This is a genomic window from Helicobacter sp., assembly GCF_022511165.1.
Classification (GTDB): Bacteria; Campylobacterota; Campylobacteria; order Campylobacterales; family Helicobacteraceae; genus Helicobacter_C.
In genome coordinates this window covers 1-23870 of sequence record NZ_JAFLSB010000023.1, presented here as the reverse complement: position 1 = coordinate 23870, position 23870 = coordinate 1, and the positions used below count along the sequence as shown (strand labels likewise).

21 protein-coding genes are annotated in these 23870 nt (G+C 38.6%); 3 read left to right on the top strand and 18 right to left on the bottom strand.

Annotation, left to right across the window (positions count from 1 at the left end; all coding sequences use genetic code 11):
* Positions 1-107: 107 nt before the first annotated feature.
* From J1E28_RS04795 to nikR, 11 genes are all read right to left on the bottom strand, one after another.
* Positions 108-629: a DinB family protein gene (locus tag J1E28_RS04795; RefSeq protein ID WP_291027290.1), complete on the bottom strand. Its 522-nt coding sequence runs from the start codon at positions 627-629 to the stop codon at positions 108-110.
* 103 nt (positions 630-732) lie between these two features.
* Positions 733-1311, bottom strand: coding sequence for a TetR family transcriptional regulator (locus J1E28_RS04790; protein WP_291027288.1), 579 nt, complete (start codon positions 1309-1311; stop codon positions 733-735).
* 22 nt (positions 1312-1333) lie between these two features.
* Positions 1334-2422: an ABC transporter permease gene (locus J1E28_RS04785; protein WP_291027285.1), complete on the bottom strand. Its 1089-nt coding sequence runs from the start codon at positions 2420-2422 to the stop codon at positions 1334-1336.
* Entirely contained in the window at positions 2422-3519 is a 1098-nt protein-coding gene (locus tag J1E28_RS04780) for an ABC transporter permease (protein WP_291027283.1), read from the bottom strand. The genes J1E28_RS04785 and J1E28_RS04780 overlap by 1 nt, the downstream gene beginning before the upstream one ends.
* A complete protein-coding gene (locus tag J1E28_RS04775) occupies positions 3516-4262 on the bottom strand; it encodes an ABC transporter ATP-binding protein (RefSeq protein WP_291027281.1) in 747 nt (248 codons plus the stop codon). Before J1E28_RS04775 ends, J1E28_RS04780 begins: the two co-directional genes overlap by 4 nt.
* Entirely contained in the window at positions 4259-5149 is an 891-nt protein-coding gene (locus J1E28_RS04770; RefSeq protein ID WP_291027279.1) for an ABC transporter ATP-binding protein, read from the bottom strand. The genes J1E28_RS04775 and J1E28_RS04770 overlap by 4 nt, the downstream gene beginning before the upstream one ends.
* Before the next feature lie 9 nt (positions 5150-5158).
* Complete coding sequence (locus J1E28_RS04765; RefSeq protein WP_291027277.1) at positions 5159-5920, bottom strand: efflux RND transporter periplasmic adaptor subunit; 762 nt, start codon at positions 5918-5920, stop codon at positions 5159-5161.
* A gap of 23 nt (positions 5921-5943) precedes the next feature.
* Positions 5944-7326, bottom strand: a complete 1383-nt coding sequence (locus tag J1E28_RS04760; protein ID WP_291027275.1) for a TolC family protein — start codon at positions 7324-7326, stop codon at positions 5944-5946.
* 88 nt (positions 7327-7414) lie between these two features.
* On the bottom strand, positions 7415-7783 hold the full coding sequence (rsfS, locus tag J1E28_RS04755; protein ID WP_291027273.1) for a ribosome silencing factor: 369 nt from the start codon (positions 7781-7783) through the stop codon (positions 7415-7417).
* A 26-nt stretch (positions 7784-7809) separates the two neighbouring features.
* On the bottom strand, positions 7810-8469 hold the full coding sequence (locus J1E28_RS04750) for a nicotinate-nicotinamide nucleotide adenylyltransferase (protein ID WP_291027271.1): 660 nt from the start codon (positions 8467-8469) through the stop codon (positions 7810-7812).
* Positions 8470-8512: 43 nt separating this feature from the next.
* The gene (nikR, locus tag J1E28_RS04745) at positions 8513-8944 is read right to left on the bottom strand and encodes a nickel-responsive transcriptional regulator NikR (protein ID WP_291027269.1); all 432 of its coding nucleotides are present in this window, start codon (positions 8942-8944) and stop codon (positions 8513-8515) included.
* 169 nt (positions 8945-9113) lie between these two features.
* Between nikR and exbB the strand changes: the two genes are divergently transcribed.
* Genes exbB through J1E28_RS04730 form a run of 3 tightly spaced genes read left to right on the top strand, consistent with a single transcriptional unit; the run spans position 9114 to position 10593 of the window.
* On the top strand, positions 9114-9542 hold the full coding sequence (gene exbB / locus J1E28_RS04740) for a TonB-system energizer ExbB (RefSeq protein WP_291027267.1): 429 nt from the start codon (positions 9114-9116) through the stop codon (positions 9540-9542).
* A 9-nt stretch (positions 9543-9551) separates the two neighbouring features.
* Positions 9552-9932, top strand: coding sequence for a TonB system transport protein ExbD (gene exbD, locus J1E28_RS04735; protein WP_291027265.1), 381 nt, complete (start codon positions 9552-9554; stop codon positions 9930-9932).
* Positions 9898-10593: an energy transducer TonB gene (locus tag J1E28_RS04730; protein ID WP_291027263.1), complete on the top strand. Its 696-nt coding sequence runs from the start codon at positions 9898-9900 to the stop codon at positions 10591-10593. Before exbD ends, J1E28_RS04730 begins: the two co-directional genes overlap by 35 nt.
* 482 nt (positions 10594-11075) lie before the next feature.
* On the opposite strand, the gene J1E28_RS04725 is transcribed toward J1E28_RS04730, so the two are convergent.
* The 7 genes from J1E28_RS04725 to J1E28_RS04695 form a co-directional block, all read right to left on the bottom strand.
* Complete coding sequence (locus J1E28_RS04725) at positions 11076-11558, bottom strand: c-type cytochrome (RefSeq protein WP_291027261.1); 483 nt, start codon at positions 11556-11558, stop codon at positions 11076-11078.
* Positions 11559-11611: 53 nt separating this feature from the next.
* Complete coding sequence (locus J1E28_RS04720; RefSeq protein WP_291027259.1) at positions 11612-11896, bottom strand: hypothetical protein; 285 nt, start codon at positions 11894-11896, stop codon at positions 11612-11614.
* 3 nt (positions 11897-11899) lie between these two features.
* Positions 11900-13978: an elongation factor G gene (fusA, locus tag J1E28_RS04715; protein WP_291027257.1), complete on the bottom strand. Its 2079-nt coding sequence runs from the start codon at positions 13976-13978 to the stop codon at positions 11900-11902.
* A gap of 12 nt (positions 13979-13990) precedes the next feature.
* Positions 13991-14458: a 30S ribosomal protein S7 gene (rpsG, locus tag J1E28_RS04710; protein ID WP_291027255.1), complete on the bottom strand. Its 468-nt coding sequence runs from the start codon at positions 14456-14458 to the stop codon at positions 13991-13993.
* Positions 14459-14473: 15 nt separating this feature from the next.
* Positions 14474-14863, bottom strand: a complete 390-nt coding sequence (gene rpsL / locus J1E28_RS04705) for a 30S ribosomal protein S12 (RefSeq protein WP_034326268.1) — start codon at positions 14861-14863, stop codon at positions 14474-14476.
* Between the two features lie 91 nt (positions 14864-14954).
* A complete protein-coding gene (locus J1E28_RS04700; protein ID WP_291027250.1) occupies positions 14955-23636 on the bottom strand; it encodes a DNA-directed RNA polymerase subunit beta/beta' in 8682 nt (2893 codons plus the stop codon).
* A gap of 156 nt (positions 23637-23792) precedes the next feature.
* On the bottom strand, positions 23793-23870 hold a 78-nt coding region (locus tag J1E28_RS04695), incomplete at its 5' end, for a ribosomal protein L7/L12 (RefSeq protein ID WP_291027292.1).

Sequence of the window (23870 nt, the reverse complement as noted above, 5' to 3'; positions counted from 1 at the left end):
TCTTATAAAAACAAGGTTTTAAAAAGTCTATTGAAAAATCCATAAGGAGATAAAAGATTCTAAAAACCTCATCAAAATAAAATCTAAAAAAGATAAAACCTATCTCCCTAAGACATTCCAAGCATTCCGCCAAAGTCGTTTTCTATGCCGAGTATATCAAGCGCACCGGCAATTTGTCCTCTGTGATGCGTGGTGTGATTAAGCAGAGCTAAAATCAATAATGCCCGACTTCTTCGAAAACTCACATCTTCATCTAAATGCAAAACTTCAGTTTTAGAAAAATCATTCATTTTCTCAATAAGCTCAATGATTATCCCATCTACGCGCTCTTGCAAAGAAGCAAAAGCTGCTATATCTGTGAAAATATCCTCTTTAAGACTAAAATCAGGCGTTGCATAGCTCAATATCTCCTCTAAGCAATCAGGCTTAGAATCCACAAATGCGCTTAACTTTCCCAAAAAGAGTGAAATACTCCCACATAGGCTATGCTCGGCGGTTTTCATAATGCTCCCATAATACAAACCACAATCCTTATAAAGCTGCTCTTTTGGTAACTTTTGCAGAAGCAAAAACATTCTCGTATTAGCAAATTTGTTATATTTGGCTTGCAGTAATAATGTCTCTTTCATTTTTGCTCCTTAAGAGTAGGTATAAGGCTAGGATTCTATCTTTAAGAAAATGAAAAAAATATTAAAATCTATGAGCTTACACAGAGATTTACATAAAAACCATTTAGCTTTTTTTAATCCCACACAGAAAAAGCTCAAAAGTGTGGGCAAAATAATCTTCATCATCAAAGATTTCAATAGCTTGATCTAGGGCTTTTTGATTGACAATATAAAAATTTAACATACTAAGAAGCGAGATGCAGGTGTATTTGATATGAAGATTTTCACGAAAAATGCCCTGCGTAATGCCTTTTTCAATAATGCCTTTCACAAAATTAAAAACCTTAAGACTATAATTTTGAGCGACAAATTCAAAAAATGGGCTAGAAATGAGCTTTGCCAAAAATAAGCCAAAATATTCATCTTGGGCGTAATGTTTAATGCAAATAAAATAATTTTGTAGGCATTCTATAGGTGATTGCGTATTTTTATTTGCCTCAATAAAAGCAAATATAGGCTGAAAACATTCCTCTACAATGGCTTTAAACAAGCCCTCTTTGCCTCCAAAATAATAAGCAATCAAAGAAAGATTCACATTTGCTTCTTTGCAAATTTCACGCGTTGAAGTTGCTACATAGCCTTTGCGTGCAAAGAGTTTGGCAGCTACTTTGATGATATGTCTTCTTGTGTCCTTTTTTGCCATTTATCCCTCACTCATATAGCAATTATGCTCTCTTTTTATAGGAGAGGACTGCCCAAAGATTAAACAATCCTGCAAAAAGGAGCAAAGCCACAAAATTGTGCCAAATATCTACAAATGAACTCCCTTTGAGAAAAATAAGACGCAAAGATTCCATAAAATATCGCAAAGGATTAATATAGGTAAGATAATACGCCCAGCTTGGCATAGATTTTATCGAAGTAAAAAGTCCGCTCATAAGCACCAAAATCAGCATAAAGAAAAATATCACAAACATTGCTTGTTGCATTGTGCGAGAATAATTTGAAATAATAAGCCCAATCCCTGACACAACACAAATATAACTCAATGAAAAAAGATAAATAAGCCCATAGCTTCCTCTTGCGCTAAGATTATAAACCAAAAAGGCGAGCAAAAAACATAGACTAAGCACAAATAGCCCAATAATCCAATACGGGATAAGCTTTGAGAGAATCACAACAAACTTTGATATGGGCGTTACATTCATTTGCTCAATATTACCCCTCTCTTTTTCGCCCACAATATTAAATGCAGGCAAAAATCCACAAATAAGTGTCAAAACCATACCCAAAAGAGCCGGAATCATATAAATCTTATAATCTAAATGCGGATTGAAACGATAAAAACTAAGTGCTTGTGCCTGAATTGGCTCAAAATGGCTTGATTTTTCCTTTGCAAAGTTCATAATGATAGTGCTTAAATACCCCGCTCCAAGCGAACCTTTGATGCCATTTATGGCATTGGCATAAATACCAAGCTTAGCTTGTTTTTCTTTAAAAATTGTGCTTTCAAAATGTGATGGAAACTCTAAGAGTATATCACACACATTGTTGTCAATACAATGATACGCCTCTTGCATATCATTTGTAGAAAGCACAATATGAAAATAAGGCGAAGATGAGATTTTCATTATAATACTTCTTGATGTGCTGCTTTTATCAAAATCCACAATGCCTACATTGACATTTTTTATCTCCATATTTGTCGCCCAAGGCAACACTAAAATAACCACTATGGGAAAGACAAAAATGAGTTTTGGTAAAAATGTATTGCGCAGAATCTGCTTACATTCTTTTTGTATAAGAAAGAGCATTAGGCAAGCCTCATCTTAAATTTTTTAAGACTAATTAAAAGAATGATTCCAAGCATAGCGCATAAAATGCAAGTTTCTTTCAGCACATAAGAAAAACTAAGCCCCTCAATCATAATCTTTTTTACGCCCATAATAAACCATTTTGTTGGAATAATATGTGAGAAATATTGCAAAATAAGGGGCATAGATTCTATGGGAAAAAGCATACCAGAGAGCATAATAATGGGCATCATAAAAACCATACCACAAATGAGCATAGCCACAATTTGGGTTTTAGCAATACTTGAAACCAAAAGCCCAATACTTAAAGTAAGCGCAATATAGAGCATACAAAAAAGAAGTAAGCTTATAAGACTTCCTGCGATTTGTAGCCCAAGAGCAAGCGTAGAAACTAAAAGCACCACAACCAAACTCACACAAGAGAGCGCAAAATAAGGAATAATCTTGGCTGCAATCATAAAAAAAGGCTTTATGGGAGAAACAAGCAGAATCTCCATACTCCCCTGCTCCCTCTCACGCACAAGCGAAACTGAAGTCATCATCGCACAAATAAGCATTAAAACCATACCAAGCAATCCGGGCACAAAATTATACACACTCTTGCCTTGCGGGTTAAAAAGCATCGTTGTAAGTGGCACAATAGGCATTTGACTATGGCTATGTAAATGCTCTCTAAAGATGCCAGAAATAATATTTGAAGCATACATATTAATCATACTCGCACGATTTGGATCGCTCGCATCAAGTATGATTTGCAAGGTAGGTTTGCGCCCAAAATCGCTCCCAAACACAAGCACCATATCAATAACATTTGTATTAAAAATATGCTCTAATTTCTTTTGAGAATCCACATACCCTATAAACTCAAAAGAGCTATTTGCTACAAAAGTGTGCGTGATACTCTCACTCAAAGCATCGCGCGATACATCAAGCACGGCAAATTTGATATGATTAACTTCAGTATTAAGCGCAAAGCCAAAGAGTAGAATCTGCACTATGGGCATACAAAGTAAAATCATCATTGTGCGAATATCCCGCGTGATATGATAAAATTCTTTTTTTACAAAAGCTAAAAAAGCATAGGATTTTTTATTCATACATCACTTCTTTTTGCACTTTTAGCGATATGATAAAACACATCATTCATACTTGTTTTGCTAAATTGCTTTTTAAGCTCACTTGGGCTACCAAGCGCATTAATCTTGCCATCAACCATAATGCTTACTCTATGGCAATACTCCGCCTCGTCCATATAATGCGTAGTAATAAATATAGAGGTTCCATTTGCAGCCGCTTCATAAATAAGCTCCCAAAATTGCCTTCTTGTAATAGGATCAACCCCGCCTGTTGGCTCATCAAGAAAAATAATCTTTGGATTATGAAAATTTGCTACACAAAAGGCAAGTTTTTGCTTCCAGCCAAGTGGGAGTTTGGCGACAAATTCATTTTTTTGCTCTATAAGTGAAAATCGCTCTAAAAACACATCAATCCTCTGCATTGTCTCTTTGTGTTTAAGCCCATAAATCCTCCCAAAAAGATAGAGATTCTCCCATACTTTTAAATCATTATAGAGCGAAAATTTTTGGCTCATATATCCTATGTGTTGTTTGATTTTTTCATTTTCTTTTACAATATCAAATCCAGCTACCTTACCTTGCCCATCACTTGGCACACTCAATCCACAAAGAATCTTCATCGCTGTGGTTTTTCCTGCGCCATTTGCTCCCAAAAATCCAAACACCTCGCCTTTTTTCACATCAAAACTAATACGATTAACTGCCACAAAATCACCAAAACGCTTTGTGAGATGTGTAACCTCAATCACTTTTTCTTCACTCATAATAAAAGCTCCATAAAGCAATCCTCCACTTCTGCTTTTATCTCTCTACACTCTGCATTATTGAAAGGCTCCTTATTAAGAATGCTCTCAATAGGGGCATTGTGTTTAAAAACAATATGATAACTTTGCCCAAATAAAAAACAAGAATGCACAGATTCTAGGGCGCGAATGAGCGGAAGGTGATGAGGGGAGAGATTCTTGCATTCAAAAAGCCTATGGGGAAAGCATTCACATATTTTTGAAGGGCTATCGCAACTAAGAATCTTGCCATTAGCCATAAGGGCGATTCTATCACATAGCTTTGCCTCGTCCATATAGGGCGTAGAGACAATGATAGTCATTTGAGATTTGAGTTCTTGCAAAATATCCCAAAACTCTTGCCTACTCACCACATCTACGCCTGTGGTTGGCTCATCAAGAAAAAGCACCTGTGGCTTATGAATAAGTGTGCAGCACAGCGCAAGTTTTTGCTTCATTCCCCCAGATAATGCCCCTGCCTTTCGTTTTTGAAATGGCTCTAGGGCAGCATAGATATGCTTAATCAAATCATAATTTTCCTCAATGCTTGTATGAAAGATATGTGCAAAAAACTGCAGATTCTCAAATACACTTAAATCTGCATAGAGGCTAAAACTACCGGGCATATATCCTATGATATTCCTAATGCGTAAAAAATCGCGCACCACATCATATCCTGCCACACTGCATTCTCCACTATCAGCCAAAAGGAGGGTTGCAAAGATTTTTAATAATGTGCTTTTACCCGCGCCATCTGCCCCTATAATGCCAAAAAGCTCATTTGTATGCACCTCAAGATTCATATCATCTAAAACTTTTTGCCCATCAAAACTTTTACTGATATGATGTGCGCTCACTCCATATTGCATTTATAATCCCTATTCTTGCTGCCCTAAAAGCACTTCCCCATACGAGCCAATCTTAATATATCCATCATTTTGCACATCAATTTTTACTGCATATACGAGATTATGCCTCTCTTGTTTTGTCATTATTGTCTTTGGGGTAAATTCTGCCTCACTTGCTATCCAAGTAATCACTCCCTCATATTCCCTATAATCCTCTCCAAAATCGCTCAATACCCTTACCTTATCGCCTAAGCGTATGCGGCTTAAATCTACATTGCTTATATATGCCTTTAGTCGCAAGGCTTGTGTGTTTGCTACACGCAATAAAATTTTATTGGGGGTGCTTAGCTCTCCATTAAAAGCATATTTTTCTAGCACCACCCCATCAATAGGCGAGATAATCTTTGCGCGAGAAATCTCATCTGCGATAATCTGTGATTCTTGTTGCAAAAGCAAAACTTTCAAATCCGCATTTTCAAGATTCTGCTTTGTTGTAGCATTTGCTTGATAAAGTTTTAAAAAACGTTCTTGCTCCTTGAGGGCTTGTTGCAATTCAAGCTCTATTTTTTGTTGTTTTAATTCAAGCTGTGAAGTATCAATACGCCCAAGCAATTCTCCACTTTTAAGCCAATCACCCTCTTTTACATTAAAATCTAAAATCTTCCCACTCACTTCAGCAGCAATAAGAATCTCATCGCTTTCAAAAATACCCATTGCATCAAATGTATTCCTCTGCTCGCACGCGCTAAAAAACAATGCTATACACACAATCACTGCGCCTATCTTGCTCATTTTTACTCCCTTTTGCTTATAGCTTATTCATATTGCCACACATTAAGAATCTGCTTGATATGATAAATTTGCATCAAAAACTCAATCTTTGTGTAGTTTTGCTGTAATCTTGCAAGATTAAGATTATTAATATCTGTAATAAAATCATTAATGCTTAAAATGCCCTGCTTTAGCTTTGCCTCTTGAGATTGCAAAATCTTCTCGCGTAAAGCCACGATTTGCTCATCATCTTGCATTTGCGCAAGGAGATTATTTGCATTTTTAATATGTTTATTGAGTGCGATTTGGCTTTTAAGGATAAAGGCTTCTCTTTGTGAGCCAAGACGCAAGATTTGATTATGTATAAGCTCATTATGTTGTGATATTGAGTAGAGATTACTCAAATCCCAGCTTAAGCGCACCCCCGCGATATAATAAGGTGCGGCTTCGCCGCGTAAAAAATTAAGACTAGGATTGCCATATCCACCTTGCACAAAAAGATCAATATAAGGGAAGATTTTAGCTCTCTCTAGCTTTTTTTGTGTTTGCATCTCCCTCTCTTTTGCCATAAAATACATATTTTCAGGGCGATAAGTAAAGATAGCTTGCCCACTTTCTCTTAACTCCCTTATTGCAAGATTGCTTGATTCTCTATCCTCCACAGAGTGAGCTTTTGTATAAAGATAGTGCTGCACACTCTGTAAAAATGCTTTTTGCTCATCAAAATTTGGCACAAGCGGATTCTCGCTCACTTGGTGTGCAGTCAAGGAGCAGAGACTATGAAGTGCTATTTCTTTTTGGCTTTGTAGTTCTTCGGCGATTTTTTGTGTATTTAGAATCTCAATATGAATCTTATTGAGTGCTTCTTTTGTCATTGCGCCATTTTTATAGAGTATCTCAAGATTGCGGAGATTCTTGCTTAACTCCTTGATATGGAGCTTATTTTGGTTAATTTGTTCGTTTAAAAGCAAAAGGGCAAAAAAATATTCAATCACAGATTGATTGATTTGATACAAAGAGAGGGCTACATCTTCTTTTTGCGTAGCAATTTGCGCTTTAGTCATATCTTTTTTGACAAAATGTGCCATATCAAGCAGAGGTTGGCTTACCTCAAGGACAAATTGGTATTGATCTTTGCTTAAGGGCTTATAGTCAAATGAAAATGCGCTCGGCAGAGAATCAAAAGGCAGGGTTGTTACTTCGCTTTGGTAAGAGAGTTTGCCACTCAAACGCAACTGCGGAATAAAATGAGTATTAAGCTCTTTGAGTGTAAGAGTAAGGGCATTATCTAAAAGCTGTGTATTATGTGAAAGCGGATAATGCTCCCTAGCAAGTTTGATATAATACTCTATGCTCTCCTCTTTTGTACTATATGCTTTTGCATAAGAAACAAGAAAAATAACAACCAATAAGAAAATTTTTCTCATCTCTTCCTCTTACAAAAAACTGCCTCTTAAGTATTGCTTTTGGCTTTACTTCTTTGGCTTTGCAGAGATTCTAGCTGAAAAAAATTAATCAATCGATTGATTTTTTATTTAATGTATGTAAAAACTCCGAGAGATTAAATTTTTTGCGATGATTAGGGGTAAAGATATGAATCATAATATCACCCAAATCCGCAATTACCCAATCCTCGCTCTCTTCATCTGTGGCATAAAAAACCTCCCCCTTAGGCTTTAGCTCACTCTTTAGATGATCAAGCAAAGCAAAGGCGTGTTTGCCTACCATTGCGCTCACAATAATCACGCCCCTAGCGATATAATCTTTATCACTCAAATCAAAAACTTCAATATCCTCACCCTTTTTGTCCTCTAAAAGTGCGCAAATATAAGCTATGCGCTCCTGCAAGGTTTGTGAATGTATAGGCTGTGTCTGGCTCTGCAATGGCACTCCTTTAAAAATAAAGCGCATTATAGCCTAAAATGTGCTTGTATAATGCTATGAATACTTGGGGGTATTTTTTCAAGTGCGCTTTGCATATCTCCATTTTGTAGTAATAGGCGCACTGCACTTGAGGATAATGCACCAAAATGCTCTAATTTTATTTGCTCAATTACTTGTGGAGCAAGAGGAAAATGCGCATCTGTATGTTTGCTTTGAGATGCGTGGGAGGTATATGTCTCCCCCTCTCGCTTAATTACCACAAATTGCACCATTTGGCATATTTCCTGTGGTTTATGCCATTTGCCTAAATGCGCCAAAGCATCACTCCCCAGCACAAAAACATATTGTGCTTGAGGAAAATGCGCCCTCATATTAAGTTTTATATGAGAAATGCTCTCTATGCTAAATACAGGGCGATTTTGTAGCACTTCATAATCACTCACACTCACGCGCGGTAGAGACGAAAGGGGGGGATATTGCTCATTATATACTTTGGCAATAGATTCGCACATTTGCAATCGTTGCATCGGGCTAAAAAGGGGAGGAGTTTTAAGCGGATTAGTATAATTTGGCATTAAAATAATATGCCAATAGCGTGGATTCTCGCATAGAGCTTTGATAATCTCACTATGTCCTTTATGTAAGGGATCAAAGCTTCCGCCATAAATTGCCACAAAGCCTTGCATAAACTACCCTTGCAATTACTTTGCCCTTATCATTTTTATGCCCTTATTCAAAGGCACTTGCGCGTGTAAGTTTTGAGAATTTCACACCCTTTAAGCCGCCAATTTCAATGCTCAAATCCTCGATATTGCTCCTCTTACCGCGTAAAATAATGCTCTCTAAGCAATTATGATGATCTAAATGCACGTGTGTGCTACATAGAATCTCTACATTGCTCTTATGTGTGTTATTGTGCTGAATATCAATAATTCTTTGATTAAGTTCGCGCTGATGATGATCATAAATAATTGTCAAAACTGCTACACCTTGCGTATTTTCTGCACCACTGCTCCATACTTCCTCATTGAGTTTTTCACGTATCATATCACGCACAATTTCTGAACGCGAAGAATAACCCTTATGCGTCAAACGTTCAACTAAGGTTTCAAGCAGGGGCTTTGGTAAAGATACGCTAAATCGAATAATATGAGGCTTCATTATGCTTCCTTTAGGAAATCTACTTAATAAACTAAATTGTAGCCTAAAAAAACTAAGCTAAAAGTGAAATAAAAACTTTAAGTGAAGTTAAAAGGAAATATAAACTTATATTAAGAATAATTTTTATAATATGCGCTTCATCGAATACTTTGAAATACGGAGTATCATAATGGAGTTTCTAAAAGATAATATCGACCATATCATTTTTGCCATTCTTGGCTTAATGAGCTTTTTGAGCGTATGGTTTAGCTGTGAGAGACTCATCTTTTTTATACGCCTTGATTCCAAAGATTATCCAAATGAAGAAGTACTTGAGGAGGCATTGAGTAAGAATCTCACTGCACTCTATATTATTTATTCTAATGCGCCTTATGTGGGGCTTTTAGGCACGGTTATTGGGATTATGATTACATTTTATGATATGGGTATGAGTGGAGGAATGGACGCTCAAAGCATTATGATAGGACTATCTACTGCACTCAAAGCAACTGCTCTTGGCTTAGTAGTGGCAATTCCTACTTTGATTGTCTATAATTGCTTTGTGCGCAAAATGGATATTGAACTTAGCCGCTATAAGCGAATGCAACAAATAAACTAAGGCGAGATAATGAGAATTCCTAAAAGAGACGGCTTAAACATCGTTCCTTTCATTGATGTAATGCTTGTGTTATTAGCAATTGTGCTAAGTGTATCAACCTTTATTGCGCAGGGGCAAATCAAAGTCGAGCTTCCCTATGCAAGTCAAAATCAGCAAGAGAAAAATGAAAAGCCAATCCTTATCACTATTGATGATAAGAATACTATTTATTTTAATGATAAGCCAATTGATATAGAATCTCTTAAGCTTGAGCTTAAGGCTATCAATAACAAAACGCTTATTCAACTCAAAAGCGATAAAGATTCGAAATTTGAGAGCTTTATCCAAATTGTAGATATCTTAAAGGAGAAAGGGCATGAAAACTTTGGCATTTCAACAAAAAACAAATAAGCAACCCAAAAGTAATGCTGTAAATAGCAGTGCTTCCAAAGCAAGCTATGCTGGTTTTGCGATTAGCTTCTTGCTTCATTTTGCCCTTTTTGCTACTTTATATGACTTTTTTCAAGAAATGGATTTGCAACAAAATGGCGATAATGCTACAACCATTTCTCTTGCTACTTTTACACATTCATCAAATGAAAATACAATAGATACGCCAAAACCTATAATTCATAAGAAAAAACATCATCACAAAGAGATTATAAAAGAAGAGGGGAAAATTGCTAAAGAGACAGGGGAGATTACCCCACAAAGCAAAGCTCCCAAAACAGAACAGAGTGAAAAGCTCGAAGAAGGCGATGTGATTCAAACACTTGCCTTTAATGAGGGGAGCAAAGATGAGCTTTTCTCTAAGATTCAAAGTGCTATTGATCGCAGAAATAAATATCCGCCTATGGCAAGAAAACAGGGGTTAGAAGATAAGGTTGTGGTGGAATTTATTATCCATAAAAATGGCGATGTATCACATATCCATCTCATTGAGCCTTGCCCACATCACTCGCTTAATTTTGCCGCGCTTAATGCAGTCAAAAGAGCACAAAAAGCTTTTCCACGTTTGGAGCGCACTACAAGGATTCGATTGCCTATTATTTATAAGCTTGATAGGGTATAAGTCTCTAAAAGCTTACTTTGCGCTTTTCAAGTATTTAAAAATAGAGGAAATATTTCTTAAACCTTTGCTCTCAATCTCTTCTTGTGAATGCCTATTTCTACAATCTCTTGTGCATAAACACTCCGGCTTAGATGCTACTTATTTTTTCATACAAGAGTATTTTTTTGAATCTATGGGGAAAATACAACCAATAATAAGACTTAGAAGAAAGCCCAAGGCTAAAGATTCTTACTAAATAACAAAATTTTTATCATAAAACTTGCAAAAATTTGAAAGCATCTTTGCAAGAAATATTTATACGAGTGTTTTTGCTATACAAAAGAAGTGTATCAAAGTATTATAAAACATTTGACTTTGCTATTAGAGCAATTAAAGTGCCTTAATAAAAACAAAAAAAGGAATGATTTTAAGCTCTCAAAAAAACTCTTTTTGTGTAAAAGATAAAGCCTAAAAACTTCCAAAAACAGCACTCTAAAAACTTATTAAAAAGCATTGATATACTCGGCTAATGCTTCAATATCCTCATCACTCAAATTCTTTGCTTGCATATACATAATCACAGAATTACCACCTTTGCTCAAAGTCCGCGCACGAAAACCTTTAAGAGCCTCTACAACTTGCGCTTTATTCAATGAAGCAATTAATACATTCCCTACGCTACCGGGCGCAACACTCCTGCCGTCTTTGCCGTGGCACGCTGCACATTTAGCATAAAGAGCTACCGCATCACTCTTTTTTGGCTCTGCACTAGATTCTACACTTGGTGTTTCTACATTATGAGAATCTGTAGTTTCTACAACTGCTTGTGTTGGCAAATCACTTGCCTCTTGAGAGACTTGTGTAGCATTTGAAGTATGTTGAGAATCTAAAGTAGATTGAATTTGAGAAGCCGATGTATCCTTGTCCTCTTGCGAACAAGCCACAAATACCAAGGATAAAACACATATGAGAAGAAAATTATACATCTGTTTTTCCTTTGCCTTTCTCCTTTAAAAAGGAGAAAGAAGCCTAAGTTAAGTTATTGAGCTTCGCCCTCTTTTGGAGCTTCAGCCTCATCTTTTGGAGTATCCTCTGCCTTTGCTTCATCAGTAGTAGATTCAGCAGGTTGTGTAGCTTCCTCTGCTGCTGGAGCTTGTTCTGTTGTCTCTTCTGCTGGAGCAACTGCTGGAACATCAATCGCTGGAGCCGGAGTTTCTGTTGGAGTATCTTCAACTGCTGGAGCTTTTGTTTCACTCTCTTGTGCATTATCTCCACACGCTGCAAACATCAAACCTAAACCCAAAATAAAAACTAACTTTTTCATTATTTACCCCTTTCGTTTTTCTATAATTTCTTTAGCAACATTACTTGGCACTTCGCCATAATGGTCAAATTCCATTGTGTATGTGCCTCTACCTTGTGTGGCTGAACGTAAATCAGTAGAATAGCCAAACATTTCAGCCAACGGAACAAAAGCATTTACAATCTTCAATCCCATGCGATCGTCCATTGAATTAATTTGTCCCCTTCTTCTATTTAAATCGCCTATCACATCACCCATATATTCTTCTGGGACCTCCACCTCAACCTTCATCATAGGCTCTAATAACACTGCATTTGCCTTACGACAGGCATCTTTGAATGCCATAGAGCCGGCGATTTTAAACGCCATTTCAGATGAATCCACCTCGTGGTAGCTTCCATCATAAAGTGTTATTTTGAAATCTACCACGGGGTATCCTGCAAGCACACCATTTTGCATTGCCTCTTGGATACCCTTATCAACCGCAGGAATATATTCTTTTGGAATCACCCCACCGCTGATATTATTTACAAACTCATAACCCTTGCCCGGCTCTTTTGGCTCAAGGCGAATATGAACGTGTCCATATTGCCCACGCCCACCTGATTGTTTTGCATATTTGCACTCTTGTTCAACCGCGGTGCGAATAGTCTCTCTAAAGGCAACTTGTGGCTCACCCACTTCCGCTTCGACTTTAAACTCACGTTTTAGCCTATCAACAATAATCTCCAAGTGAAGCTCACCCATACCACCAATAAGTGTTTGCCCTGTTTCCTCGTGTGTGCTTACTCTAAAGCTTGGATCTTCTTCGGCAAGTTTGCCAAGTGCGATAGACATTTTCTCTTGATCTGCCTTAGTTTTTGGCTCTACCGCGATTTGAATCACAGGCTCGGGGAAGTCCATACGTTCCAAAATCACCGGCACTTTTTCATCACAAAGCGTATCACCTGTAATCGTATCTTTCAAGCCTACAAACGCACAAATCTCACCTGCATAAATCTCTTTAATATCTTCGCGCTTATTCGAGTGCATCTTCAAAAGTCGCCCTACACGCTCTTTTTTGCCCTTTGTAGAATTAAGCACATAGCTCCCAGATTCTAACTTGCCACGATATGCACGCACGAAAGTGAGCTGCCCCACGAATGGATCAGTCATAATTTTAAAAGCTAGTCCTGCAAATGCGCCATCATCACTTGATTCCACGCTAAGCTCTGCATCATTTTTGGGATCAATGCCTTTAATCTCTGCTACTTCTGTGGGAGCAGGCAGATAATCCACTACCGCATCAAGCAAAGTTTGCACCCCTTTGTTTTTAAAGCTTGAACCACAAAGCATAGGGATAAGACTCATATTTAAGCAACCAATTTTCACACCCTTTTTAATATCCTCAATGCTTAATTCCTCACCACCAAGATATTTTTCCATTAAAGTTTCATCTTGTTCGGCTGCGGCTTCAAGAAGTTTTTCTCGGTATTCATTCGCTTTTTCTACAAGTTCAGCAGGAATATCCTCAATATCGTATTTTGCACCCATTGATTCATCATTCCATACAATCGCTTTCATTTGCACCAAATCAACAACGCCTTTGAAATTTTCTTCCGCACCAATGGGGATATTAATAGGTACAGGATTAGCTTTTAATCGCTGCTTAATCTGCTCTTCAACACTATAAAAATTTGCCCCTGTTCTATCCATTTTATTCACAAATACCATACGAGGCACGCCATATTTATTTGCCTGCCTCCATACTGTCTCACTTTGAGGCTGCACACCACCCACAGAACAAAATACAGCAACTGCGCCATCAAGCACACGCATAGAACGTTCTACTTCGATTGTAAAATCCACGTGTCCGGGAGTATCAATGAGATTAATTTGATGATCTTTCCAAAAACAAGTCGTAGTCGCAGAAGTAATGGTAATCCCGCGCTCTTTTTCTTGCTCCATCCAGTCCATCGTTGCTGCACCATCATGCACTTCACCGATTTTGTGGCTCACACCTGTATAAAAGAGAATCCGCTCTGAAGTAGTCGTCTTGCCTGCATCAATATGCGCGGCAATACCGATATTTCTAATCCTCGTTAAAGGGGTTTTTCTTGCCATTGCCTATCCTTCCTACCAACGATAATGTGCAAAAGCTTTATTTGCTTCAGCCATTTTATGCACATCTTCCTTTTTCTTAAACGCTGCTCCTCTGTCATTTGCCGCATCGACAAGCTCACTTGCAAGGCGCTCTACCATTGTGCGCTCATTTCTCTTGCGTGTAGCCTCAAGCAGCCAACGAATGCAAAGCGATTGCTGACGAGCTGGGCGCACCTCAACAGGCACTTGATAGGTTGCCCCACCCACACGGCGACTTCTTACCTCTACAAGAGGTTTAACGCGCTCAAGGGCTTTCTCAAATACTTCTATGCCTTTTTCGCCACTTTTTTCTTCGATTCGCTCAAAGGCAGCATAAATAATCTTTTCACTCACACTTTTTTTGCCATCAAGCATCATCTTATTGATGAATTTTGTTACAACTTTGTTATTATAGATAGGATCGCCTAGAATCTCTCTAACCGGAGCTCTTCGTCTTCTCATTACCCTCTCCTTAAATTATTTTTTATCGCCACTTGCTTTGGCTTTTTTCGCACCATATTTACTACGAGAAACACTTCTTTTTGCAACACCTGCTGTATCTAGTGCACCGCGGATAATATGGTATTTTACCCCCGGTAAGTCTTTCACACGCCCACCTCTCACAAGCACGATAGAGTGCTCTTGGAGATTATGCCCTTCACCCGGGATATAGCTAATCACCTCTACTTTAGAAGTAAGCTTTACTTTTGCAACCTTTCTTAACGCAGAGTTTGGTTTTTTAGGCGTTGTCGTATAAACGCGTGTGCATACCCCTCGTCTTTGTGGGCATTCAAGCAATGCTGGAGACTTCGTCTTGCGGATTACTTTCTTTCTTTCTTTCCTAATCAACTGATTTATAGTTGGCACTGATGCTTCCTTTTATGTAAATTTAAAAACAAAAAGTGGGGGATTCTACCTTATAAAAACTTTTATTTCTCTTAGAGAATAGAGGCATTGCCTATTCTTCTTCATTTTTAGCCAAATGCTGTTCATTTGTCTTGTAAGAGAATTTTTTGTTTTTATATAAGCCTGTTCCCACTGGTATCATACGCCCAAGCACAACATTTTCTTTGAGGTCATCAAGCGTATCTTTTTTGGCGGCAATACTTGCTCCAGTTAAAACCTTTGTGGTTTCTTGGAATGATGCAGCTGAGATAATAGAATCACTCCCAATAGCTGCACGTGTGATACCAAGCAATACAGGTTCAGCTATTGCAGGCTCACCGCCAATACTCAAGATTCGCTCATTTTCCTCTTTGAAATGCCGCTTACTGACTAAATCACCCTCGATAAATTTCGTATTCCCACTATCAACGATTTTGACTTGGCGCAACATTTGAGAAACAATAATCTCAATATGTTTATCGGCAATGCTTACACCCTGCCTACGATACACTTGCTGCACTTCACTTACAATATATTTATGAAGCTCTTTTTCTCCACTAATGCGCAAAATATCGTGGCTTGAAACAACGCCATCAGTCATTGCTTCACCTGCGTGGATAAACTCTTGCTCATGGACAAGAATCTTCTTATTTTTATCCACTGCGTATTCTGCCACCCTGCCATCTTCTGCAGTGATAATAATGCGCTCTTTTCCTCGTATAGGTTTGCCAAAGCTCACGATACCATCGAGTTCAGAGAGGATTGCCGTATCTTTTGGCTTTCTTGCCTCAAAGAGTTCTGTTACGCGTGGGAGACCGCCTGTAATATCCTTAGATTTTACCAATGCCTTAGGCACTTTAGCAATAATATCTGCAACTTCCACTTTATCACCATCTCCCACCATAATAGAAGTGCGAGATTCAAGACGATAAGATATTTCTTTGCCTTTTGGAGTTGTGATTACAAGCATTGGTTTATAGCCTGTGGGCATATATTCATTAATCACAAGACTCTTTTGATGTGTGTTTTCATCTTCTTGCTCACTTGCAGTAAGCCCTGCGATAATATCCCTAAAGGATACAACTCCCGCTTGTTCAGCAAGAATAGGATCGCTATAAGCATCCCATTCAGCAATCACTATTTGCTCATTTGAAGTTGGTTCAGAAATAAGTGTATCTATATCCACTTCGCTATTATCATCTATAAGAATCTTTGAGGTACGCGCGATATAATGGCGGATAGCCTCTCTATCATTTTGGTCAGCAATCACCGCAAACATACCTTTTTCAGACACAATCATACCTTTTTTTACATCATGATTGCGCTCAAGCGTATCTGAACGCAATGTATAAAACTTCACAATGCCCTTTTCTTTAGCAGTAATCTTTCGAGAAATAGGTGCATTATCCTCTACTTTAAGCTCACTTCCATAAGGAATCCGCGTAGGCACATTCCAGCTATCTATAATTGTATCTACAATGCTACCGCCAGCTTTTACCTTATAGCCACTTCCGTGTGGTACGAGGAGTTTGCCTTCAATTTTTCCTGCCACACCGGCAAGTTCATTTTGCTTAGCTACATCATCTTTGCGGACACGATAAGTCGCTGTTTTCTTTTTCTCGCCCACAACCGTAATATGCACCTCATCATGCACGCTCTCTACTTGCACTTCGCCATCAAACTCTGCTTTAATACGCGGCTCGACAACCAAAATCGCGGCATTTCTGCGATTTGCCACAATCTTTTTCCCTTCGGGATTAGTATAAGTGCGGATATTGTGATAACGTATAAAGCCTTCTTTTTTAGCAATAATTTGTCTCTCTTCTGTGCTTCTACTTGCTGTTCCACCTACGTGGAATGTGCGTAATGTAAGCTGCGTGCCGGGTTCACCAATACTTTGTGCAGCAAGCACCCCTACTGCCTCGCCCGGTTTAACCATTTGAGATTCACCAAGATTTAGTCCATAGCATTTTGCACAAACACCCTTACTTGCTTTACAAGTTACAGGGGTGCGTATCATCACAGATTTGACATTTGCCTCTTTAATGCGTCTTGCCATAGCGCTATCAATGAGTACGCCCTCGCTCAAAAGAATCTCATTCGCAATAGGATCAATAATATCACGCGCTAATACACGTCCTATCACACGCTCCTCAAGCGGCTCAATCATATCACTTCCCACCGTAATATCTGCAATCTCCACACCTTCGTGTGTGCCACAATCCTCAATAGTAATCTTCATATTTTGGCTTACATCAATGAGCTTTCTTGTAAGATACCCAGCATTTGCTGTTTTAAGCGCGGTATCAGCCAAACCTTTTCTTGCGCCGTGTGTAGAGTTAAAATACTCTAGTACATTTAAGCCTTCCTTAAAGTTTGAGATAATAGGTGTTTCAATAATCGTGCCATCAGGTTTTGCCATAAGCCCTCTCATCGCAGAAAGCTGACGAATCTGCGCCTCGCTTCCTCTCGCACCTGAATCTGCCATCATATAGATAGAGTTGAAACCATCTTTGTCATCTTTGATTTTCTCCATCATCATTTTGCCCATTTTCTCACTTGTTTCTGACCAAATATCAATACTCTTATTGTATCGCTCTTGGGCAGTGGCAGCTCCTTGCTCAAACGCACTTTGGTTTTCCCTAATCTCTTTTTTAGCCTCATCAATCATTTCAAGCTTATTATGAGGGATAATAATATCTGCTGCGGAGATAGAGATACCCGCTTTGGTTGCGTATTTAAATCCAAGATTCTTGAGATTATCAAGGAAAGTTGCAGTGATACCCAAACCTCCCTCTTTATAGACATAATCAATCAATGCCCCTATATCTTTTTTCTTCATTTTCTGATTCCATAGATTGATAGGCACAAAATCAGGCAAGATAGAGCTTAGAATCATACGTCCTGCTGTGGTCTCAATCACTCTTCGCTCATACACGGTTTTGATACGCGCATTAATATCAAGCTCATCCATTTCAACCGCCATAACAATCTCATCAATACCCGAAAAGATTTTATGCTCTCCCTTCACGCCCTTTTTCTCAAGCGAGAGATAATACAAGCCCAAAACCATATCTTGGCTTGGCACAGCTACTGCTTTACCGCTTGCAGGAAGCAAGATATTCATTGAACTTAACATCAATACCTTACATTCTGTAATGGCTTCTTGTGAGAGTGGCACGTGCACCGCCATTTGGTCGCCATCAAAGTCAGCATTAAAGGCTGAACATACTAGCGGGTGAAGCTGAATCGCCTTGCCATCAATGAGCTTAGGGTGGAAAGCTTGAATGGATTGCTTATGCAAAGTCGGTGCACGATTAAGCAATACAGGATAGCCATTAACAATCTCTTGCAAACATTCCCATACTTCATTGGTTTTTTGATTCACCATTTTTACGGCTTGTTTGAGTGTAGTCGCATAGCCCTTTTCCTCAAGCTTTGCAAATAAATGTGGCTTGAAAAGCTCCAATGCCATATTTTTAGGTAATCCACATTCGTCCATTTTGAGATTTGGTCCCACAACAATCACGCTTCGTCCGGAGAAATCTACGCGCTTACCGAGAAGATTCTGTCTAAATCGTCCTTGTTTGCCTTTAATAATCTCTGATAGAGACTTAAGTGGTCGTTTATTTGCACCCTTGACGGCATTTGCATTTCTACCATTATCAAAAAGCGCATCAACCGCTTCTTGCAACATTCTCTTTTCATTGCGCACAATAATTTCTGGTGAATCAAGCTCAATAAGTCGTTTCAAGCGCTGATTGCGATTAATCACGCGGCGATAGAGATCATTGACATCACTGACTGCAAACTTTCCACCATCAAGTGCCACAAGAGGACGTAAATCTGGTGGCAACACGGGGAGAATAGTGAGCATCATCCATTCTGGGCGACTGCCGGAGTGAATAAAATCCTCCACGACCTTAAGACGTTTAACAATTGTCTTTTTCTTTGCTTCTGAATTTGTAGAGCGAATCTCCTCACGCAATTGCTCCAAAAGCACCATTAAATCAAGCTCTTGGAGTAATTCTTTAATCGCCTCTCCACCCATTTGTGCCACAAATCCTGTATGCTCAAAACGTTGATTGATGCTTTGGAATTGTTCCTCATTCAATACATCATATTTCATAATAGGCTTTGAGCCTTCATTGTCATAAAATGCCTCACCGGGTGATTTAACGATATAGGCTTCATAATACAACACACGCTCTAAGTCTTTCATTTTTACACCTAGCAAAGTGCCAATACGACTAGGCAATGAGCTTACATACCAAATATGTGCCACAGGCGCCACAAGCTCAATATGCCCCATTCTTGAGCGGCGCACTTTTGCTTTTGTAACTTCTACACCACATTTCTCACACACGATGCCCTTATAGCGCATTTTTTTGTATTTACCACAAAGACATTCATAATCACGCACTGGACCAAAGATTTTGGTGCAAAATAGCCCATCTCGCTCTGGTTTTAAAGTGCGATAATTAATAGTCTCTGGTTTTTTTACTTCTCCATGGCTCCAAGAGAGAATCTTCTCTGGACTTGCAAGCACAAGCTGAAATGAGCTAAAATCCTTAGGTCTATCATCTTCTTTTATCGTAATAGGCACAGGTTGCCCATTTTCATCTTTTTCATCACCATAAATATTCACATCAAGAGCAAGAGATTGTAGCTCTTTAGTAAGCACATAAAATGTCTCTGGGATTTCAGATTCTCCAACAGGCTCACCTTTTGTAATCGCCTTATATGCAGCTTTTCGTCCCTCTGTATCATCAGATTTAATTGTCAGCATTTCTTTAAGGGTATGAGCTGCACCATAGGCTTCAAGCGCCCATACTTCCATTTCCCCAAATCTCTGCCCTCCAAAGAGTGCCTTTCCACCCACAGGTTGCTGTGTAACCAAAGAATAAGGACCTGTGCTTCGTGCATGCACTTTTTCATCTACTAAATGATGAAGTTTAAGCATATACATATAGCCTACATTTACGCGCTCACGCATTTTCTCGCCTGTTTTGCCATCATAAAGCTCTGTTTTGCCATCAGTATCAATCTTTGCCAAAGCAAAAAGTTTATCAAACTGCTCTTGCTTAATGCCCTCAAATACCGGAATGGCAAATTTCACACCATTACTCCAATCTCGTGCATACGCAATCAAACTCTCATCATCTAATTTTTTAAGAAAATCAACCATTGATGTATTATCGACATTGACAACTTTAGCAATTTCAATCATCTTTGTGCGCAAGGTATTCACCCATTGCTTTGTTTGAGAGGTAAAAATATCATTAATTTGTTTTCCAAGATTCTTACCTACAAGCCCCAAATGCACTTCAAGAATCTGCCCGATATTCATACGGCTAGGCACACCCAAAGGATTAAGCACAATATCCACAGGCTCACCATCAGCCGTATAAGGCATATCTACCATAGGTACGATGTTAGAGACGATACCTTTATTTCCGTGTCGCCCTGCCATTTTATCACCTACTTTAAGTTTGCGTTTGGTAGCGATGTAAATTTTCACAAGTTTTACAACGCCACTTGGCAAAATATCATCTTTTTCAAGGATAGAAAGTTTTTCTTCGTGCTCCTCACCCAATGTTTTCTTTTGCTCTAAGAAATTGGTTTTTATCTGCTCATAGCGCCCTTGCACCTCTTTAGAATAGCTCTTTAAAAGAGTGCTTAGTATGAAAGGATTAAAGCTATTGAGTTCTTCTTTTGAAATTTGCGTGCCTTTTTTGAAAACTTTATCAGCAACCTTCGCATCACTTGCAAGTTTTTCTTTAGAGAGCATAAGCGAGATTCGCAGTGCTTCCTCTTGCTGAATCATCGTCAAACGATCGTGATGCTCTATATCAAGCACACGTTTTTCCTCATCGTGCGCACTCATTGCGCGTGCATCTTTTTCATAGCCTTTTTTCGTAAAAATCTTTACATCTACAACCGTTCCTTCAAGCGAGGGCGGACAATAAAGAGATTTATTGACTACGTGTCCGGCTTTTTCACCAAAAATAGCGCGTAAAAGTCGCTCTTCAGGCGTTGGTTTCACTTCGCCTTTAGGAGAGACTTTCCCCACAAGTATCATACCTGCACTCACATAAGTGCCTATGCGCACAATCCCACTCTCATCAAGGTGGGCAGTTTCAGATTCTTTTGTGCCCGGAATATCAGCAGTAATCTCTTCAATGCCGTGCTTAAGCTCTCTTGCTTCAATCTCTTTTTCATAGATGTGAATCGAAGTAAAGGCATCTTCTTTAATCAGCTTTTCACTCACAACAATCGCATCTTCAAAGTTATAACCATTCCAAGGCATAAAAGCCACACGAATATTTTTACCAAGAGCCAATTCTCCATTATCCATACTTGGACCATCAGCAATAATCTGCCCCTGCTCTACCTTATCTCCTACTCGCACAATAGGCTGCTGCGAGAAGCAAGTATTTTGATTAGTGCGGAGATTCTTATTGAGATGATAATGATCAATATACGCGCCATTGTTATCTTCGCCAAGTATGTAAATATTCTTAGAATCTACCCGCTCAACTACGCCACTACGAGTTGCTTTAATCGCTTCCCACGAATCACGAGCGATAATTTGCTCTATACCTGTCCCAACCACAGGTGCATCAGGCTTAAACAAAGGCACAGCTTGTCGCTGCATATTTGACCCCATAAGGGCGCGGTTAGCATCATCGTGCTCAAGGAATGGAATGAGCGAAGCCGCTACGCCTACAAGCATACGCGGACTTAAGTCAATAAGCTGCACACGAGATTTCTCACTCAAAATAATCTCACCATCTTTTCTTGTCTCAATCAAATCTTCAATAATGCGTCCATTCTTATCCACTGCTGTGCTTGCAGGAGCAATAACAATGCCCTCTTCTTGTGCCGCGGTGAGATAAACAACTTCATTAGAAACCACACCATTTTCTACCTTTTTATAGGGAGCTTCAATGAATCCTAAATCATTCACGCGCGTATAAGTTGAAAGCGTATTAATAAGCCCAATATTTTGTCCTTCTGGTGTCTCAATAGGGCAGATTCTCCCATAATGTGTAGGGTGCACATCTCTTGCTTCAAAGCCCACTCTATCTTTTACAAGCCCGCCTTCGCCAAGTGCAGACAATCGGCGTTTATGCGTAACTTCTGATAGAGGATTGGTTTGGTCCATAAATTGTGAGAGTTGTCCCCCTGTGAAAAATTCCATAATTGTGCTTGTAATCATCTTACCATTGACTAAATCGTGAGGCATAATCGTATCAAAAGTGCCACTTAGAGAAGTGAGCTTATCGCGTATAGCTTTTTGCATTTTTACAAGTCCTGCGTGCAACTCATTTGCCAAAAGCTCGCCAATAGCGCGGATTCTACGATTGCCTAAGTGATCTCTATCATCAATTTTACCTAAGCCATTTTTGACTTTCAAGAGATATTGAATTGTTTTAATAATATCCTCGTGTGTAAGGATAGTAATATAATCAGGCACATCAATTTGAAGCTTATGATTCATCTTCATACGCCCTACACGCGTTAAATCATAACGCTCACTATCAAAAAAGAGCTGTCTCACAAAGCTTTTAGCCACTTCTTTTGTTACAGGCTCGCCCGGGCGCATTACTTTGTAGATTCTAATCGCAGCAAGTTCATTTTCATCATCAATTTTTTCTTGTTGGCGAAGCATTTTTAGAGATTCTGCATCGGCAATAAAAGAATTAATAATAGAATTATCCACACCCACCGCACTATCATTAGCAATCACAAATTCATTAATCTTAAGCTCAAGGAGTTTTTTGAGCTTGCCCTCATCAAGCTGTGTGAGTGTGTCAAAAATGACCTCACCTTGTGCATTAAGCACTGGCTGGGCAAGGAATTTATTTGCAAGATTTTCTACTGGATATTCAATCAAATCAATTTTTGCCTCTTTGAGTTCTTTGATTTTTTTAGTAGATAATCTCTTGCCTGAAGCAATAAGGAGATTGCCCTTAGAATCTTTAATATCAAACTCGGCACGATTGCCAATGCTATCTATATCAAAGGGAATGAGATATTTGCCACTTTTATATTTAACATTTTGCAAAGGATAGAAAATTTTAAGAATATCTTGTTTGCTATATCCCATAGCGCGCAAAATAATCGTAACAGGCACCTTGCGACGTTTATTAATCCGCGCATAAAGCACATCTTTTGAATCATACTCAAAATATAGCCAAGAACCTCTATCGGGGATAATCTGCCCTGTGTAAATAAGCTTATTTGATGAAGTGCTTGATTCTTCTTCTTTAAAAATAATACCCGGGCTACGATGAAGTTGATTAACCACAACGCGCTCAACACCATTAATAATGAAGCTTGTTCTATCTGTCATTAGTGGAATATCACGCACAAAAATATTTTGCTCTTTCACATCTTTAACGCCAAGTCTTTCGCCTGTTTTCTCGTCTTTTTCCCAAAGCACAAGGCGGATTTTGATTTGCAATGATATGGCATAGGTTACCCCACGCACCATTGCTTCATTTGTCGTATATTTGGGTTTGCCAAATTTGCACCCCGCATATTCAAGTGTAATGCGATTTTGACTATCTTGGATAGGAAAAACAGACTTGAAAACCCGCTCTATACCAGATTCTTTATCACCATCAATACAAAGAAAATCATTATAACTATTTCTTTGGAGAAGGAGGAGATTAGGAACATCAATATTTTGAGGATTTTTGGTAAAATCAGCGCGGAGTCTATTTTTAAGTTTTGTATTATGTGCCATAAGTTATATCCTTATTTTTCTTGGGGATTCAAACGAGCAAAAATACTCTAAAAAACTTGATGAAATTATAAAGCATTTTTACAATATTCTATAAATGCAAAAAGTCAAATCTTAGAATCTAAGATTTGACAATAACAGAAAAAAGAGAGCCGAAAACTATTTGATTTCGACTTTTGCTCCTGCATCTTCGAGTTTCTTCTTGAAGTTTTGGGCATCTTCTTTATTTACACCTTC